Source organism: Ruegeria sp. L12, assembly GCF_056531745.1.
Genome location: NZ_JBQFMH010000003.1, coordinates 43,431 through 60,130, shown reverse-complemented (window position 1 = coordinate 60,130; position 16,700 = coordinate 43,431). Strand labels below are relative to the sequence as shown.

Below are 16,700 nucleotides of genomic sequence, written 5' to 3'. Positions count from 1 at the left end.
GACCTTGGTCAGAGGTCAATCTCGATCACACCATCTTTTTCCGCCGCGCGGCTCTGGCACAGGATGATTGCGCCCTCGCGTTGTTTGTTCGACAGAACAAAGTCGCGATGTTCGATTTCACCCGAAACCACACCGCATTTGCAGACCCCGCAAATTCCGTCCGAACATTTCACATCGACGTGAAAGCCCGCCGCGTTCAGCACCTGCGCTGCGTCTTTGTCGACCGGCACAGGCAGATCGCGTCCCGACTTCGCCAGACGCAGCGTGAAGGGGTGATTTTCGTATTCGGGCTGTTCGGGGACCGAGAAATACTCCAGATGCCGCGCCTCTTCGGGGAAACCCTGCCGTTCAGCCGCCTGCATCACACCATCCATGAACCGGTCCGGCCCGCAGGTATAGACGTGCCAGCCCTCCTGATATCCTGACAGGATCGCGCCCAGATCAGCGCGGGTGCCCTCATCCGAGAAATGATAGTGTACGTGATCGGCCCATGGCATGACCGCCAGGTCGTCCAGATACCCCGCCCCGGCCCGAGTGCTGGCGGAATAGTGCAACTCAAACGGCTTGCCTAAGCTATGCAGGCGATGGGCGAACGCAATCATCGGCGTGATGCCGATGCCGCCACCCATAAGAAAAGTCTTGGTCGCGGTCTCGTCCAGTTCGAAATGGTTGATCGGCTTCGAAATGAAAACCTTGCGCCCCTCATTGAAGATGCGATGCAGCAGAGCTGAACCGCCACGCCCTTCATCCTCGCGCAGCACCCCGATCTGATAGATGTCGCGGTCAGAGGGGTCACCCGACATCGAGTATTGCCGCAGGAATTCAGGCGAGACCAACACGTCCAGATGCGCGCCCGCGGTCCAGTTCGGCAGCGGCGCGCCATCCAGCGCCGAGAACTCATACTTGGTCACATCCGCCGTCATTCTGTCGACCTTGGTCAGTTCCACACGCATGACCGGAGCGTCCCCGGCGACCTGATAGCGGTGGATGACCGACATATCGCCAGCCGCTTTGCGCGCTTTGTAATCTGCCGCCGAGACCATCGCCTCATAGGCGGCAATTCCGGCTTCGCGGTCCATCGCGAAGGGATAAGGCCAGGGATGCGGAGCCAGAGGTGCGGGATAGACGGCAAGCGTCTGATCCTCGTATTTCAGATCAAGGTCCTTTTGCAGGTCCCGCCGGTTCAAGGGATGCAGGGTTGGACGATAAGCCCCGTCGGGGTCCAGTTCGATATCCCACCACCATTTCTTGGTATCGTTCAGACCGCCATTGCCCACCACGTCATCCAGCTTCGCCAGTGCGGGTGCTGCCTGCGGGATTTTCATCGCAGCCCAGCGAAAGGGGCGTTCCTTGAATATCCCTTCCAGATTCCACGGACAGGTCTTCATGCAGCGCCCGCACATCGCGCCGCCCGGCGTTGTAATACGGTAGGTGGCGCATTTCTGGCTGTCGGACTTCCATATCTCATAGCCGTTGAACATCAGCTTCGGCCCGGCGGTGATCGCCCCCGAAGGGCATTCACGGGCGCATTTGTTGCAGGACTCGCAAAAACGCTGCAGGCCGAAATCGATGGGTTTGTCATGCGCAATTGGCATGTCGGTGGTCACCACACCGGACTTCAGGCGCGGGCCGAGATAGGGGTTCAGGATCACCTCTCCGATGCGGCTGACCTCGCCCAGCCCGGACAGCAACAACAGCGGTGGTTGCAGAACCTCGCCATCCATCACCGTATGCGCCTTGGCCTTATAGCCGAGATTGCGAATCTGCTGCGCGATCACGCCGCCCAGCAGAGAAAACCGCAGATAGGCCCGCATCGACTGTGCCACGCTGATCCAGTCATCGCCGCTGGCGCCTTCCATCGTTTCATATCCCTGATCGATGATCATGCTGATCGCCTGATCATGAGGCGGCACGATCTCTTCCCCGGTCGCGTCATGGGAATACCAGCTCCAATCCGGGCACCGGCTGAGGCCGACCGCGTCGACCCCAAGGAAATAGGTCGCGGCCTTTATGTTGGCGGCATTGCGTTCCGCATCCGTGGGCCGCTCGACCTCGGAACTGTCGCCATCCTGCAGCAGCACAAACGCGCCCAGCGCACGGCGTTGGGCAAAGCTGGGGGCGGATTTGCGCACGTAATGCCCGCCTTTGGTCGCATCCTGCAGCGATTTACCCATGTCGCCGAATTGCGCCCGCGCGAACATATCCGCACGTTTGGGCACGCGGGCGACGTTTTCTTCGTCGATGTAGGTGGTCGGGCTGTCGACCCGATTGAGATTTTCGAACGGGTGCGCCCCGTCCACATAGCGCCGCTTGGCATAAGCATCCCGATTCAGCGCGTTCTTGGCAAAACCCGCACCCAGCCACCACGCGGGTCCTTGTGTACGGAACCACGGCTGATCGGCCAACGGGCACAGGGGCATGTCATGCGAGATCTCCATCTCGGTCGTCACCGCAGCCAGACCGAACCGTTTGCCCAGCCACGGCACAACAACCGTACCGCCCTCGACCGAGGCCAACCCGGCCGCAACTGCCAACTTGCCCAGATCGACCTCGGACGACATCGCCGTATGCGCCCGCGCGTCGAACCCCAGCAGGCGAATGTAGTTGGCGATGACCACCGCATTCTCGGTGGCCAGCAAACAGGCGCGGTGATCCTGCGCATCGACAATCCAATCCGCGCCGGGTTCCGACGGTTCCGGGTCACGATTGAACTCATAGAGAAACACAATCGCGTGGCGATGGCTGTCGATGGGTTTGGGCGCGGCCTCCATGCTCTCCTTCAGGTCTGCCATGATCACGTCGATACCCGAGGCCAATGTCTTGGTCTGCCGGGTCTTGAGCGCATGGGCCAGCCGGTCGATATCCGGGTTGCGCCGGGGCTCTGCCAGCATCGCATCGGGCGGCAGCGGCCCACAACCCATCATTGAGGCATCGTTGAAATAACCGAATGCCTTCAGATGATTGGCACGCTCCACTGAGTCGGCAGGGATCTCCGAGGCAATCGGATTCACAAACCCATCCCGGATCGCGTCTAACATCGCCTGAAACTCACCCATCGCATTGACGATGCTCTCGGGCTGTTCGGGCCGGTGAAAGCTGAGCGCGCGCATCGGCCCAACCTGCGCCAGATCAGGCATCCGGTCCTGCCGCGCCAACCGTTCCAGCGGGTAAGGACCCATATGAACAGGTCGGTTCTTGTCCGAGAAAAAGCGGATCCCCATTGCGCGCCTCCTGCTTGCTGCCCATCCCCCTACCCCGGCATAGACACCAAAACCATTCATGAATAATCATAGATGATATGAGCAATATCGATTTCACTGATCTGGACGGCAAGGTCCTGCGGGTATTTCTGACGATACTCGAAGAAAGCTCGGTCTCGAAAGCTGCCGACCGGCTGGGGGTGACGCAATCGGCCATTAGCCATACGCTGAGCAAATTGCGGCAGGTGTTGGGTGATCCGCTGTTTGTCAGGTCCGGTCAGGGGCTGACCCCGACCGAGCGCGCGCTATCGCTGAAAGAGCCCGTGCAACAGGTGCTGGACAACATGCGCGCCCTGACCGAGGGCCGCCCGTTTGATCCGCTGTCCGAACAGATGGACATCCAGATCGCCACAAACGACATGCCGCGCGAGCTGATCTTTCCTGAACTGCTGCGCGAGGCGCGTACCGAGGGCGTCCGGTTGCGGCTGGAATTCATCCCCTCGGGCGTTCCCGACCCGGATCTGCTGCGCAGCGACCGGTGTCAGTTGATGCTGACCCCTCTGCCGCCGGATGGGCCGGATATCTTTCAGAAACGCCTGATCACCAGCCTGTTGATGGTGTTCTACGACGCCGCCCGCCGCGATCCGCCCGAGGACTGGCAGGACTATTGCAGCAGCGATCATGTCGACGTGCGCTTTGCCGACGGGCGCAACGCCCGTGCCGTGATGCGCGGCGTGGATCAAAGCCAGATCAGGCCGCCCGTCCTTACCCTGCCGCATTTCAACGCGATCCCGTCCTTTGTGAAGGGCAGCGACCTGATCTCGACCGACACGGCATTGATGAAGCAGGGGCCGTTGGCGGCGCTGGACTGCGCGCCGCTGCCATTCGACTGCGCGCCCGTGTCGATCTATATGGTCTGGCACCAGCGCTCGACCAACGACCCGGCGCATCGCTGGTTGCGGGATCGGATCGGGGCCATTGCTGTCAGGCTTCAGGCTTGAAACAAAGGTCAAATCAACTGCAGGATGATGAAAACCATCGATGCAGGCGCGCCAACGCCCGCTTTGCAACGAACCTGCGAAGAAATACAATTATTCCTTAGTCTGATGAAACCGATTGGGTCGAACGTTGGCCGTTATTGATAGAGATGAATGCGAACACGACCATCTACCTATTTCGTCATGGTGAAACGGAGTGGAATACACAAAGCCGACGCCAAGGGCATCTCGACTCTCCGTTGACTCTGCGAGGCCGCCGTCAGGCCCAGGAAAATGCTAGGAGATTGAAGCAAGCGCATTCTCTCGACGGCAAAATTGCGGTTTTCGTCAGCCCACTTGGGCGCGCACGGCACACAGCTTTGATAATGACCCACGAGCTTGGCATTTCCGATACCGTCATCGAATTCGAACCTCGATTGACAGAATGCAGCTTTGGCAATTGGGAGGGGTTGACCACGACCGAGATAAAAGCTCGCTATCCGGAAGAATGGAAAGCGCGTTTGTGCGACAAGTGGAACGTACCGGCACCTTCCGGTGAATCGTATGCAGATGTACATGCAAGAGTGTCTGAGTGGTACTCGGAAACATCATTTGCCGAAATAAACCTGATTGTTTGTCATGGCCTGACCTCCCGGGTCTTCCGAGGTATCTATTCGAACCTTTCTCAGAGGCAGATTTTCAACCTGAATGAACCTCAAGACGGTTTTTCAAACTGCACAAGCGCACCGCCTCGTTCATCGGGTAACCAGCATCAAAACAACAATCGATGCAATGTGGCGCATCGAGTGAGTCGGGACATCTGTGTGCTGAGGACTGGACGGATAAATCTCAAAGGGAAACATTTCAGGCAACCGACAGTCGTTATGTAATGATGCATACCCTCGCATAAATGGCGCTGTCATTTACTTCATCCGACCTCAGAAGCGCGCCTTGATGAAATGCGTCAGTGCTGCGCCGGTTTCGAAATAGGCGCGGCGCAGGCCGGTCCAGCGCTCGCTGTAATCGTCCACGGCGGGCACCGGCAACATTGCGGGGTCGTCCCGCAGCAGGCTCTGCGCTGTCAGGCGGCCAAACACCGTGCCCGGCCCGATCCCGCGCCCCGAATATCCGTAGATTGACAGTGCGTTCGGTCCGATCCGGGTGATCTTCGGGATATGGTCTGAAGTCATGGCAATACGTCCATGCCAGCCCTGCTCCAACGGCTGGTCAGCCAGCTGCGGATACAGCTCGGCCAGCTTGCGTCTGGCCCACGCGGTATGCGTCGCGCTGCCGGCATGGCCGAGATCACCCATCGCGCCAAGGATGAAGCGCCCGTCCTGATCCATCCGGAACGAGGTCATGATCAGGCCGGTATCCCAAGCCCCCTCTCCGCCCGGCAGAATACTGGCCCGCAGATTATCGGACAGCGGCGCAGTGGCGTATTGGAAGTAATAGACCGGCACATAGGCCGGAGAGGTCTCGGCCAGGTCTTGATGATATGCATTGGTTGCCTGGATCACCGCTTTGGCCCGTACAGAGCCTTGTGGCATCGTCAAAACCCAAACATCGCCGTCATGCCGCATCGCCTGAACCGGGCTTTGCGCGAAGATCTGCGCGCCGACCTCGTGGGCCGCCCGCGCCAGACCGCGCACATAGCTCAATGGCTGGACCGTGCCCGCGCGCGGGTCAAACAGAGCACCGTGGAAAGCGCTGCTGCCGGTGCGTGCGGCGGCCTGATCCGAGGATAACAACTCGACCGGAGCACCAACGGCGACCTGCTGCGCGTGGCGCGTTTGCAGATCGCGCAAACCGGCTGCGGAATGGGAACAATGCAGGGTTCCGTTGCGGACGGGATGGCAATCGATCCCATGGGCTTCAATCAGGTCAAACACTTCGGCCGGGGCCGCCGCCAGAAGATCAATCAGCCGGTTTCCGGCCTCGTGCCCCAAATACTTGCGTATATCTGCAGGTGGCAGCCAAAGCCCCGCATTGGCCAGTCCCACGTTACGGCCTGACCCTCCATGCCCGATCTCCTGCGCCTCAAGCAGACAGACCGAAGCGCCTGCTTGCGCTGCCGTCAGAGCCGCAGAGCAGCCGGTATATCCACCTCCGATGACCGCAAGATCGACCGTGATGTCGCCGGTCAGGCGCGGGCTGTCCGCGTGCTCGCGGCAGGTTTCCAGCCAAAGGGATTGATCATGATCGCTCACTTTACGCTCCTTGCAGTGTCGCGGATCAAATAGAGCGCAGGATCAGCCGGTTGCAAGCGCCCTTTGATCGTCACGGCCCATGGCGATCAGGAACGGCTGCGCCTCTTGTTGCGCCCGAAACGCGGGTTTGTCGCCCATGCCACGCCAATCCGACAGAACCAGCGACTGTGCCACCGCGCCTCCCAAAGTCGCCCCGGGTCCGGTGACGATGAACAGATCGGGTGCGAACTCACGGGCCGCTGTCTGGATCGCGCGGGTGAAATCATAGGGTTCCGTCACCTGATGGCCCAGCGTGTAATCCCAAAGGGCCTGCGTGTCCGTCGCCCCCGGCCACCAGATCTTGCCGCGCCCGTCGATCAACGGGCGATCCGGCTGGCCGAACAGATCCACGCCCAGCCGCGACCGTCCTTCCGCCGCGACCGGTGCCTGCAACGCCGTGTGGAACGCGGCGTGGTTGACCAATCGCATGGGGAAGCGCTCCTGAACCGTTGGCTGAGAAGCCTCGAACGCTTTCAGGCCGTCCTCATTGCCCGCAAGAACCAGCATACCGCCGAGATCAATCGACAAAGCCAACGCACGGCCTTCGATCTGGTTAATACGCGCCACTTCCGCCAATAGTTCAGCCTTGCGGGTGGGGTCATTGGCCCAACTATCGTCTGTGAAGGGATACACGAGTTGCCCGCCGATCAGGTGGTCCTGCATCAGCGTTCCCATGGTATTCACCACCCGAAAGCCATTTTCGGGTGAAAGGGCTCCTCCGGCGGCCAATGCGATATACCATCCCATCGAGTTGCCTGTAACGGCGACCACCTCGATATCCTCTGCCAGCACCTGCGCATCGGCCAGCGAAGCGGCATAGATCAGCGGAGAGGCCACGTCCCCGCGCGAATACTTGCTGACGGTATAGCGGCCTGCACCATCCAACGCGGTCAAAGCCTCCTGCCCGGCCTCGGTGCGGATGGCATCAAAATCGCGGAACATCGGCATCCGGTCGGCGTGATGCCTGCGCAGATAGCCCAGTTCAGGCTTGTTATAGGTGCCCCGGCCGGGGCAGATCACAACGGCGGTACGGGTCATGACGCAGCTCCGGTCAGGTTCAACGCCGCCGCAACGATACCCTCCTTCGAAGGCAGAGGTGCTGCATAGGCGGGGCCGGTTGCAATAAAGCAATCTTCGGCCACAACGCGGGCGGTTGGGGTGGAAGGGTGTTCTTCGGCGAAGAGCGTCATCAGTGCCTCGGACTGACTGCCGGTACGGCGACATTCGTCGACGATCAGCACATGTTTGCACCCTTTGGTAACTTCGCGCAGCGCCTCGACCGGTAAGGGAGCCAGCCAGCGATAGTCGATGATCCGCGTCTTCAGCCCCGCCGCCTCAAGTTCGGGCAGAGCCTGTTTCGACAGGTAATGCCCGTTGCCATAGGTCACGATGGCAAGGTCGGTGCCGTCTCCATGCACCCCAACCTCGCCCAGTGCGATGCGCTGATCCGGCGAGGGGTAGGTCGTCGTCCACCCCGCATCCTGCGCTGTGAGCAGGTCACGCATGGGATAGAGCGCAATCGGTTCCAGAAACACCACCACCCGCTGTTCCTCGCGTGCCAGTCGCACGCATTCGCGCAGCATCTGCGCCGCATCCACTCCGGTCGAGGGGCAGGCGATGATCACGCCCGGAATGTCGCGCAGAACGGCCAGTGAGTTGTCATTGTGGAAATGGCCGCCAAAGCCTTTCTGATAGCCAAGTCCTGCAATCCGCAACACCATCGGGTTGGTGAATTGCCCGTTTGAGAAAAACGGCAAGGTCGCGGCTTCGCCCCTGATCTGGTCCTCGGCATTGTGCAGGTAAGCCAGAAACTGGATTTCCGGGATCGGGACAAAACCGTTATGACCCATGCCGATGGCAAGCCCCAGAATGGATTGTTCGTCCAGCAATGTGTCGATCACCCGATCCGGGCCAAAGCGCTGCTGCAGCTTCTGCGTCACGCCATAAACGCCGCCCTTGCGGCCCACATCTTCTCCCATGCAGACGATCTCGGTATGCTCCAGCATCAGATCGGTCAGCGCCCAGTTGATCAGTCGGCTCATGGGCTGAGGGTCTTCCATCGCGCGCATATCGCCACCAAAGGCCTTCGCCCGCGCCTCGGCGCTGGGGCCGTTGGTCGGGCGGCACGCGCGCTTGGGCGGGATCAGGCTGGCCATGACCTCGGAGGCATCGGCCAGATGCGGGCGACCGGCAGCCTCGGCGGCGACGCGATCGGTCCGCGCGCAAGTCTCTTCATAGATTTTCAGCGCCTGATGCGGTGACAGCGCTCCGGCCTGATCCAGCAGGCGCACGGAATGCAGCAACGGGTCATTCGCCTCATCCGCTTCGACCTCGGCTTTAGGCAGATAGGTCGTGGGCACATCTGCGCCGGCATGACCATAAAGGCGCACGGTTTTCAGGTGCAGGAATGCAGGTTTGCGCCGGGTTCGGACATAATCTGCAGCCTCCTGCGCCACGGCGAAAGTCTCGTAGATATCCAGACCATTGGCCTGAAAGTACCTGATCCCGGGCCGATGCTCCATCGAGGCCTGAATCCAGCCCTTGGGCGTCTTGACCGATATTCCGATCCCGTTGTCTTCGCAGACAAACAGCAACGGCAGCGGGGTCGATTGCACGCTGGTCCAGCCCGCCGTGTTGATCGCTCCCTGCGCTGTCGAATGGTTGGCCGAGGCATCGCCGAAGGAACACATCGCAATGCCGTCTTCGGGCAGGTTGCGATGTTCCGGATCATGCCGCCGCGCCGCACCCAGACTATAGGCCGCACCCACCGCTTTGGGCAGATGGCTGGCTATGGTCGAGGTCTGCGGCGGGATGGTCAAAGCCTTGGAGCCCAGAACTTTGTGCCGCCCGCCCGAGGTGGGGTCTTCTTTGGAACAGGCAAAACTCAGCAGCATGTCCCAGGCGATCTGCTGGCCCGGCACCTGTTCGGCACGGGCGATCTGGAACGCCGCATCGCGATAATGCAGAAAAGCGATATCCGTCGGACGCAATGCATGGGCGACAGCAGCCATCCCTTCATGCCCGGATGACCCGATCGTATAAAAGCCCTGCCCTGCCTTCTGCATCGCCCGGCTGGTGCGATCCAATGCACGGCTGAGCACCTGAGACCGAAACAGCGACACCGCGTCCGTATCGCTCAACCCCGGACGCGGAGGTTCACCTTCGGGTAGGTCACGCTGTGCGACACGGGTCAGGAAGTTCTCATGTACGATCTGGGCGCGGTCCATGGGTTTCGCCTTGTCTGGTCTTTGTTATTGGCGCTCGGCCACTGGCGGATTTGTCCCGCGCCCAGCCGTGGATTTCAAGATCGCGGATCTGGCGGGCATAAGGACTATTTTGAACTCATGGCTCTGGCGGTGGCAAAAAACCAGTGTTATTGCATCCAAAAGGTATGAGGTTTCATCATATGATTGCGCCGCGCCGGTTTCTTCCCTCCATTTCGTCTCTGCTGGCATTGGAGGCCGTCGACAGGCTGGGCAGCGCATCAGCCGCAGCCGAAGAATTGTCTTTGACACAAAGCGCGATCAGTCGGCAGCTGAAGACGATGGAAGATCAGTTGGGCGTGCCACTGATCGAGCGTAGCCAGATGCGTCTGCATCTGACACCGGCGGCCAAAGGCTATGTGCAAACCGCAAGATCCGCGCTGCAGGAACTGGCACAGGCGGCGCTAAAGCTAAAGGCAAACCCGGCGGGTGGCTCACTGGACCTGTCGATCCTGCCCGCCTTTGGCATGCACTGGCTGGCCCCGCGACTGCAAGGCTTTGCCCGCCGTCACCCTGAGGTCACGGTCAACCTGGGAACCCGGCTGAAGCCGTTCGACTTCGCCTTAGAACCCTTCGATGCGGCCATTCATTTCGGCCAGAAGGATTGGGCCGGAGTCCATTACCTGCCGATCATGCGCGAAGAGGTGCTGCCGGTTTGCGCACCGGGGTTGATAGGAACCACCGCGGACACGTTGGAGGCCCTTCGCACCGCCCCATTGCTGCATCTGGAATCACGCCCCGACGCTTGGGAGAGATGGTTCGAAATGCAGGGCCATGCCGTCGCCGGGCTGCGGGGGATGCTGTTCGATCAGTTTGCCACCATGATACAGGCCACAATCCATGGTATGGGTGTTGGCCTCTTGCCTGCGTATCTGGTGCGCGATGATCTGGAAGCCGGGCGTCTGATCCCCGCCTGGGACGGACCGCCTGTCAGTCTGGGCGACTATTATCTCGTCTGGCCCAATGATCGCGCTGCATCCGAGCCGTTGAAGTCTTTTCAGGATTGGCTAAAGGACCAATTGGCCGCGGAATAAGCTCAGAACTTTCCGTTGTCGTTCTTCCATTGATCACGCGGCGCGATTGCTTCGACAGTATCCCAGTGTTCGACGATTTTGCCATCCGCGATGCGGAACAGATCATAAAATGCGCTGTGCACACCTTGAGCTTCACCCTCGCAAACAGACAAAACAAAATCTCCCTCGGCCAAAACCCGATGCAAGCGCTGATATCTTACTTTGCCTGGGTCTGACAATTCGGCCCGCAACGCAGCGATATTGTCGGACAGACGCGGGTTGTGTTCGGTGTAAATCGCCACATCGATACAGGAGGTGAGCTGCTCCAGATCACCTCCAATCAGAGCCGTTTCCACAAAGGACCGCACGAAAGCCCGATTCTGTTCGGTCAACGCGGCATCTCCAACTTCTGTCGGCCCATCAACCATGCTGTGACCCGACGCATTGGGGCCTTGGCGCGCCTGAATGTTGTCCCAATGCTCCACCGCCTGCCCGTCTTCAAAGCGAAAAACCTCGAACCCGATGTTTCGGCGCGCGAAATCGTACTCGGTATGGGCAAAGACAAACGCCCCATCCTCGAACGCCCGGACAATGTTCACACGCGGAGAGGTTTCGGACAGGCGCTTGAACAGCGCCGTCAGCCCCTCGCTGCCTTCATGGGTCTGCGGGTTGTGCTGGATATAGCGCGCTTCGTTCACCACCGAGATCGGCCCCGGATCGCCTGTCTCGATGCTTTTGAGCAGGGCGCAGATACGGGATTTAATTGACGCGGACATGAGCGGGCCCTTTCTGCTGAACCAACTTGCACTGATCATGGCAGGCGGATTGGGGGTCGGCAATGTTCGTATGCACCAAGGGCTGCGCGGTCTTCGGCCTTGCGTCCTGCGGACGGCAGGGGGCCGGGCAGGCGCGGGCTGCACACGCGCCTGCCCGGCCCAACGGGAGGAGACGTTCCGTCAGGAATGTCGACGACGGGCGGGAGCGCCCTGGCTCAGACGTCCAGCGAGCGGGCGATGAGTTCTTTCATCACCTCATTGGTGCCACCGTAAATCATCTGTACCCGCGCATCTGCATAAAGCCGTGCAATCGGGTATTCCATCATGAACCCGTAGCCGCCGAACAGTTGCAGGCACTCGTGCATGATCTCGTTCTGCACCTCGGAACTCCAGTATTTGACCATCGAGGCGGTGGCGGCATCCAATTCACCTGCTTCGAGCTTGCCGATGCAATCGTTGACGAAACTGCGCAGCACCTCGGCCTTGGTCTTGCACTCGGCCAGCTTGAAACGCGTGTTCTGAAAGTCCATCACACGCTGGCCAAAGGCCTTCCGCTCCTGCACGTATTTCACCGTCTCAGCGATGGCAAAATCAATCGCGCCCAGCGCCATGATGCCAATGGTCAGCCGCTCCCACGGCAGTTGCTTCATCAACTGATAAAAGCCCTGCCCCTCTTCCGGGCCCAACAGGTTGGTCATGGGCACCTTGACGTCTTCAAAGAACAGCTCAGCCGTATCGTTGCCCTTCATCCCCAGCTTCTTCAGGTTGCGCCCGCGCCGAAATCCTTCGGCGCCGTCCGTTTCGACCGCGATCAGCGACACCCCCTTGGCGCCCAGCGATTTGTCGGTTTTGGCCGCGACGATCACCAGATCTGCAGACTGACCGTTGGTGATGAAAATCTTGGACCCGTTCAGCCGATAGGAATTTCCATCCTTCTCGGCACTCGTCTTCACCGCCTGCACATCTGATCCGGTGCCTGGTTCGGTCATTGCCAACGCGCCGATCATCTCACCCGACGCAAGCTTCGGCAGCCAGCGCTGCTTCTGATCCTCGCTGCCATAGGCGGTGATGTAATGAGTCACGATGGACTGGATGCCATAACCCCAACCGGCATCCCCCCGCGCGGTCTGTTCATAGAGTGTCACGGAATCGAACCCCATGCCGCCGCCCACGCCGCCATATTCTTCGGCAATCGAGCCCGCCATCAGGCCTGCCTGCCCGGCCTGCAGCCAGAACTCACGATCCACAACACCGTTTTCGATCCAGGTTTCGGCATTGGGCACCAGCGAGTCATCCATGAACCGGCCCGCCATATCGGCAAACATCCGGTGTTCGTCAGTAACCCAGGCGGCCGTGCTGGTAAAAAGCGACATCAAAAGCTCTCCAGATCAAGTGTTTGCCCAAAGCTATCCGCGCGCGCGATTCCTTCCAATCCATGTGACGTGACGTCGGCGCGCGTCGCTACGCAACGTCCTTTCGCGCGCCGTCTTTCCCGAAATCACATCTGAGTTCCCCCTAGGTGACAAGCGCGCCCGCACCGGCTTTTATCGCTACCAGCCGCATTGAGAAGGGAAACCCCATGCCCCGCGCCTTTTCCGAATTGACCTTCACTCCTGCAGTCCGCGCCCACCAAGAACGAATGGGTTCGGCGGATGCGTATGCGAAATTCATCACGGGCGGGCCGCAGCAAGGTCACCGGATTGGGCCGGCTGAGAAAGCGTTCATTGAGGCGCAGGACGGGTTTTATCAGGCCACCGTCTCCGAAATCGGCTGGCCTTATGTGCAGTATCGCGGGGGGCCGATCGGGTTTCTCAAGGTTCTGGATGAACAAACCATCGGCTATGCGGATTTCTCGGGCAATCAACAGTATATCTCGCGCGGCAATCTGGACGGCAACGACCGGGTCGCGCTGATCCTGATGGATTATGCGAACAGCCGCCGCCTGAAGATACTGGGGCGAATGGCGTTCACCGAAGGCGCGAATGCTGCGGCCCACCTCTTTCCGCAGGGCGCCGAGGCCAAGGCGGAGCGCGCGGCGATCCTGCACGTCGAGGCGCTGGACTGGAACTGCCCGCGCCACATCACGCCGCGCTTTACCGAGGCTCAGTTGCGGCCCCACATGAACACGCTGGGCCGGCAAATGGCTGAGCTGCAGGCTGAAAATCAAAGGCTGCGTCAGGAACTGGCCGCATTGAAATCCGGCACCCCTTAGCCCGCGCCAAACCGACGCGCCTTGCAGAAGCCAGGGGCTGCCCCCTTGACCTTCCCGTGACTGGAAGCCTTATGTCAGAGGTCGAAAGTCATAGTCAGGACGACTCGGATGTCGGCATCACAGCATAATCGGATCAAAATCGCGGGCATGAACTGCGCATCCTGCGTTGGCCGGGTCGAGGCCGCGCTGCGCGCGCTGCCCGGCGTCCGCGAGGCTGCGGTCAATTTCGCGTCCGGAACGGCGGATGTGACCCATGACGCCGAACTTGCGGATATTCTGGCTGCACTCGACGTGGCGGGCTACCCGGCGGCGACCCGTCAGGCGCGGTTGCAGTTCGAGGGGATGAGCTGCGCATCCTGCGTTTCGCGGATCGAGCGTACGCTGCGCGCCATCCCCGGTGTGACAAAGGCGTCGGTCAATCTTGCCAACGCAAGTGCTACAATCGACTATGCCGATGGCGTAACTGATCCCGCATCACTGGCGAAACGCGTGTCCGAGGCCGGATATCCCGCCCATCCCGCTGACACAGGCTCGGAGGGTCAGGATCAGCAAGTCGAAGAGCTTGCCCATTTGCGCCACGCAACGCTGATCGCAGCGGCTCTGGCTCTGCCGGTATTCGTGCTTGAGATGGGGGGGCATATGATTCCGGCTTTTCACCACTGGGTGATGGCCACGATCGGTGCGCAGACCAGCCATCTGGTGCAGTTTGTGCTGACTTCGATACTGCTGATCGGGCCGGGGCGCGTCTTTTATGCCAAGGGTATCCCCTCGCTTCTGCGAGGTGCGCCGGACATGAATGCGCTTGTCGCATTGGGGACCGGAGCCGCGTTTCTGTATTCGGTCATCGCAACATTTGCCCCTCAGATGCTGCCGCAAGGCACCGCCAATGTGTATTTCGAGGCTGCCGCTGTCATTGTCGTCCTGATCCTGCTGGGCCGTCTGCTGGAGGCCCGTGCCAAAGGGCGAACCGGGGCAGCAATACGCAAGCTGGTCGGGCTGCAGCGCAAAACTGCACGCGTCGAGAAAGATGGTCAGCTGATCGACCGCCCCATTGCTGAGATCATGGTCAGCGACATCGTACAAATCCGACCCGGAGAGCGTGTGCCCGTGGATGGCGATGTGCTGGACGGCAGCTCTTATGTCGATGAAAGCATGATCACGGGTGAGCCCGTACCCGTCGGCAAAGCCATGGGCGATCCGGTGGTTGGCGGTACGGTGAACGGCACCGGGTCTCTGCGCATCCAGGCAACGCATGTGGGCGCGGATACGGTGCTGGCGCAGGTCATCGGGATGGTTGAACAGGCCCAAGGGGCGAAGCTGCCCATTCAGGGGCTTGTCGACCGGATCACCTATTACTTCGTGCCAGCCGTCATGGCGGTTGCTGTGCTGACGGTTGCCGTGTGGTTGATCTTCGGCCCTGCCCCGGCTTTGCCATTGGCCTTGGTCGCGGGCGTCTCGGTGCTGATCATTGCCTGCCCCTGCGCCATGGGGCTAGCCACGCCGACCTCGATCATGGTGGGCACGGGCCGCGCGGCAGAACTGGGCGTGCTGTTCCGCAAGGGCGATGCGCTGCAACACTTGCAGCAGGCCAAGGTTATCGCGCTGGACAAGACCGGGACGCTGACATTGGGCCGACCGGAGTTGGAAGAGGTCATCGCCGCCAGCGGCTTTGACCGCGCCGAGGTTCTGCGCCTCGCCGCCGCTGCCGAGGCCCGGTCCGAGCATCCCATCGCCACGGCGATCACCCGCGCAGGGCCTGAGATTTTGCCCGAGGTCGAAGCATTCGAGTCGCTGACGGGCCTCGGCCTTCGCGCACGAATCGAAGGGCGCGACGTATTGGTCGGCGCGGATCGGCTGATGGCACAGCACGGCATTGATCTGGGGGATTTGCACCCCGAGGCGCAGAAACGCGCGGCCGAAGGAGCAACGCCGATCTACGTCGCCATCGACGGACAGGCCGCGGCGGCTTTGGCCGTATCGGATCCGATCAAACCGGGCACGACCGAGGCACTGGCCCGCCTGCATGAGATGGGTGTGACGCTGGCGATGGTCACCGGCGACAATGCGCAGACCGCACAGGCTTTGGCCGACCGTCTGGGCATCGACCATGTCACTGCCGAAGTTTTGCCCGATGGCAAGGTCGCCGCGATCTCGGCCCTGCGGCAGCAGTTCGGCACGCTCGCGTTCGTCGGCGACGGGATCAACGATGCCCCGGCGCTTGCCACGGCAGATATCGGCGTTGCGATTGGCACCGGTACCGATGTGGCGATTGAAACTGCAGACATCGTACTGATGTCAGGCGATCTGCGTGGCGTGGCCAACGCGGTTGGGATCAGCCGCCGGACCATGCGCAATATCCGGCAGAACCTCGGCTGGGCTTTTGGCTACAACACGCTTCTGATCCCGGTTGCCGCCGGGGTGCTGTATCCGTTTGGCGGGCACCTGCTGTCGCCTGCTCTGGCCGCCGGCGCGATGGCGCTGTCCAGCGTCTTTGTCGTCTCAAACGCGCTGCGCCTGCGCCGCATACGCGCCAGCCTGCCGGAAGTCCAGGCGAACACAACCCGAAGGGAGGCACCGGCATGAATATCGGCGATGTCGCAGCCCGCACCGGATTGCCTGCCAAGACCATCCGGTATTACGAGGATATCAACCTGATCAAACCGCTGCGTGACGACAACGGGTATCGGCGCTTTCGGGATCAGGACATTCACAAGCTGAATTTTCTGGGCCGCGCCCGTGCCTTGGGGTTCACGATCGAGGATTGCCGCACCCTTCTGGCGCTTTATGAAGATGAAACCCGCGCCAGCGCTGATGTGAAACGCGTGGCACGGGATCATCTGACCCAGATCGATGCCAAGATCGCCGACCTAAAGGGAATGCGCGATACGCTCAGCCATCTTGTTGACGCCTGCGCCGGGGACGACCGTCCGGATTGCCCGATTCTGAAAGACCTCGGCAGCAAAGCGTGACGCGGGGTTGCCCTTTGGGCCCAGCTTTGCTTTGTCTTCGC

At 60.7% G+C, this 16,700-nt stretch carries 12 protein-coding genes; 6 read left to right on the top strand and 6 right to left on the bottom strand.

Annotated elements, in window-relative coordinates; genetic code table 11:
- Window positions 1-8: 8 nt before the first annotated feature.
- The gene (locus ACR0K9_RS05715; RefSeq protein WP_480821460.1) at window positions 9-3,221 is read right to left on the bottom strand and encodes a reductive dehalogenase; all 3,213 of its coding nucleotides are present in this window, start codon (window positions 3,219-3,221) and stop codon (window positions 9-11) included.
- A gap of 77 nt (window positions 3,222-3,298) precedes the next feature.
- Between ACR0K9_RS05715 and ACR0K9_RS05710 the strand changes: the two genes are divergently transcribed.
- A complete protein-coding gene (locus ACR0K9_RS05710; RefSeq protein WP_480821458.1) occupies window positions 3,299-4,201 on the top strand; it encodes a LysR family transcriptional regulator in 903 nt (300 codons plus the stop codon).
- Window positions 4,202-4,347: 146 nt separating this feature from the next.
- Complete coding sequence (locus ACR0K9_RS05705) at window positions 4,348-5,067, top strand: histidine phosphatase family protein (protein WP_480821456.1); 720 nt, start codon at window positions 4,348-4,350, stop codon at window positions 5,065-5,067.
- A 48-nt stretch (window positions 5,068-5,115) separates the two neighbouring features.
- Here the strand turns inward: ACR0K9_RS05705 and ACR0K9_RS05700 are convergent, their stop codons facing one another.
- Genes ACR0K9_RS05700 through ACR0K9_RS05690 form a run of 3 tightly spaced genes read right to left on the bottom strand, consistent with a single transcriptional unit; the run spans window position 5,116 to window position 9,653 of the window.
- Window positions 5,116-6,387: an NAD(P)/FAD-dependent oxidoreductase gene (locus ACR0K9_RS05700; protein WP_480821454.1), complete on the bottom strand. Its 1,272-nt coding sequence runs from the start codon at window positions 6,385-6,387 to the stop codon at window positions 5,116-5,118.
- A gap of 42 nt (window positions 6,388-6,429) precedes the next feature.
- Entirely contained in the window at window positions 6,430-7,464 is a 1,035-nt protein-coding gene (locus ACR0K9_RS05695) for an ACP S-malonyltransferase (protein WP_480821452.1), read from the bottom strand.
- Window positions 7,461-9,653, bottom strand: a complete 2,193-nt coding sequence (locus tag ACR0K9_RS05690; RefSeq protein WP_480821450.1) for a dehydrogenase E1 component subunit alpha/beta — start codon at window positions 9,651-9,653, stop codon at window positions 7,461-7,463. The genes ACR0K9_RS05695 and ACR0K9_RS05690 overlap by 4 nt, the downstream gene beginning before the upstream one ends.
- 179 nt (window positions 9,654-9,832) lie before the next feature.
- On the opposite strand from ACR0K9_RS05690, the gene ACR0K9_RS05685 reads away from it, so the two are divergent.
- The gene (locus tag ACR0K9_RS05685; protein WP_480821448.1) at window positions 9,833-10,723 is read left to right on the top strand and encodes a LysR substrate-binding domain-containing protein; all 891 of its coding nucleotides are present in this window, start codon (window positions 9,833-9,835) and stop codon (window positions 10,721-10,723) included.
- A gap of 2 nt (window positions 10,724-10,725) precedes the next feature.
- Here the strand turns inward: ACR0K9_RS05685 and ACR0K9_RS05680 are convergent, their stop codons facing one another.
- Together ACR0K9_RS05680 and ACR0K9_RS05675 are read right to left on the bottom strand one after the other, a co-directional pair.
- Window positions 10,726-11,478, bottom strand: a complete 753-nt coding sequence (locus ACR0K9_RS05680; RefSeq protein ID WP_480821446.1) for a nuclear transport factor 2 family protein — start codon at window positions 11,476-11,478, stop codon at window positions 10,726-10,728.
- A 215-nt stretch (window positions 11,479-11,693) separates the two neighbouring features.
- On the bottom strand, window positions 11,694-12,851 hold the full coding sequence (locus tag ACR0K9_RS05675; protein ID WP_480821444.1) for an acyl-CoA dehydrogenase family protein: 1,158 nt from the start codon (window positions 12,849-12,851) through the stop codon (window positions 11,694-11,696).
- A 206-nt stretch (window positions 12,852-13,057) separates the two neighbouring features.
- Here ACR0K9_RS05675 and ACR0K9_RS05670 point away from each other — a divergent pair, with 206 nt between their 5' ends.
- The 3 genes from ACR0K9_RS05670 to cueR all read left to right on the top strand — a co-directional run bounded on the left by ACR0K9_RS05670 (window position 13,058) and on the right by cueR (window position 16,659).
- Complete coding sequence (locus ACR0K9_RS05670) at window positions 13,058-13,690, top strand: pyridoxamine 5'-phosphate oxidase family protein (protein ID WP_480821442.1); 633 nt, start codon at window positions 13,058-13,060, stop codon at window positions 13,688-13,690.
- A gap of 108 nt (window positions 13,691-13,798) precedes the next feature.
- Window positions 13,799-16,273: a heavy metal translocating P-type ATPase gene (locus ACR0K9_RS05665; protein ID WP_480821440.1), complete on the top strand. Its 2,475-nt coding sequence runs from the start codon at window positions 13,799-13,801 to the stop codon at window positions 16,271-16,273.
- Window positions 16,270-16,659 carry a Cu(I)-responsive transcriptional regulator gene (gene cueR / locus ACR0K9_RS05660; protein WP_480821438.1) on the top strand — a complete coding sequence of 130 codons (390 nt, stop codon included), beginning with the start codon at window positions 16,270-16,272 and terminating at the stop codon, window positions 16,657-16,659. The genes ACR0K9_RS05665 and cueR overlap by 4 nt, the downstream gene beginning before the upstream one ends.
- Window positions 16,660-16,700 lie beyond the last annotated feature (41 nt).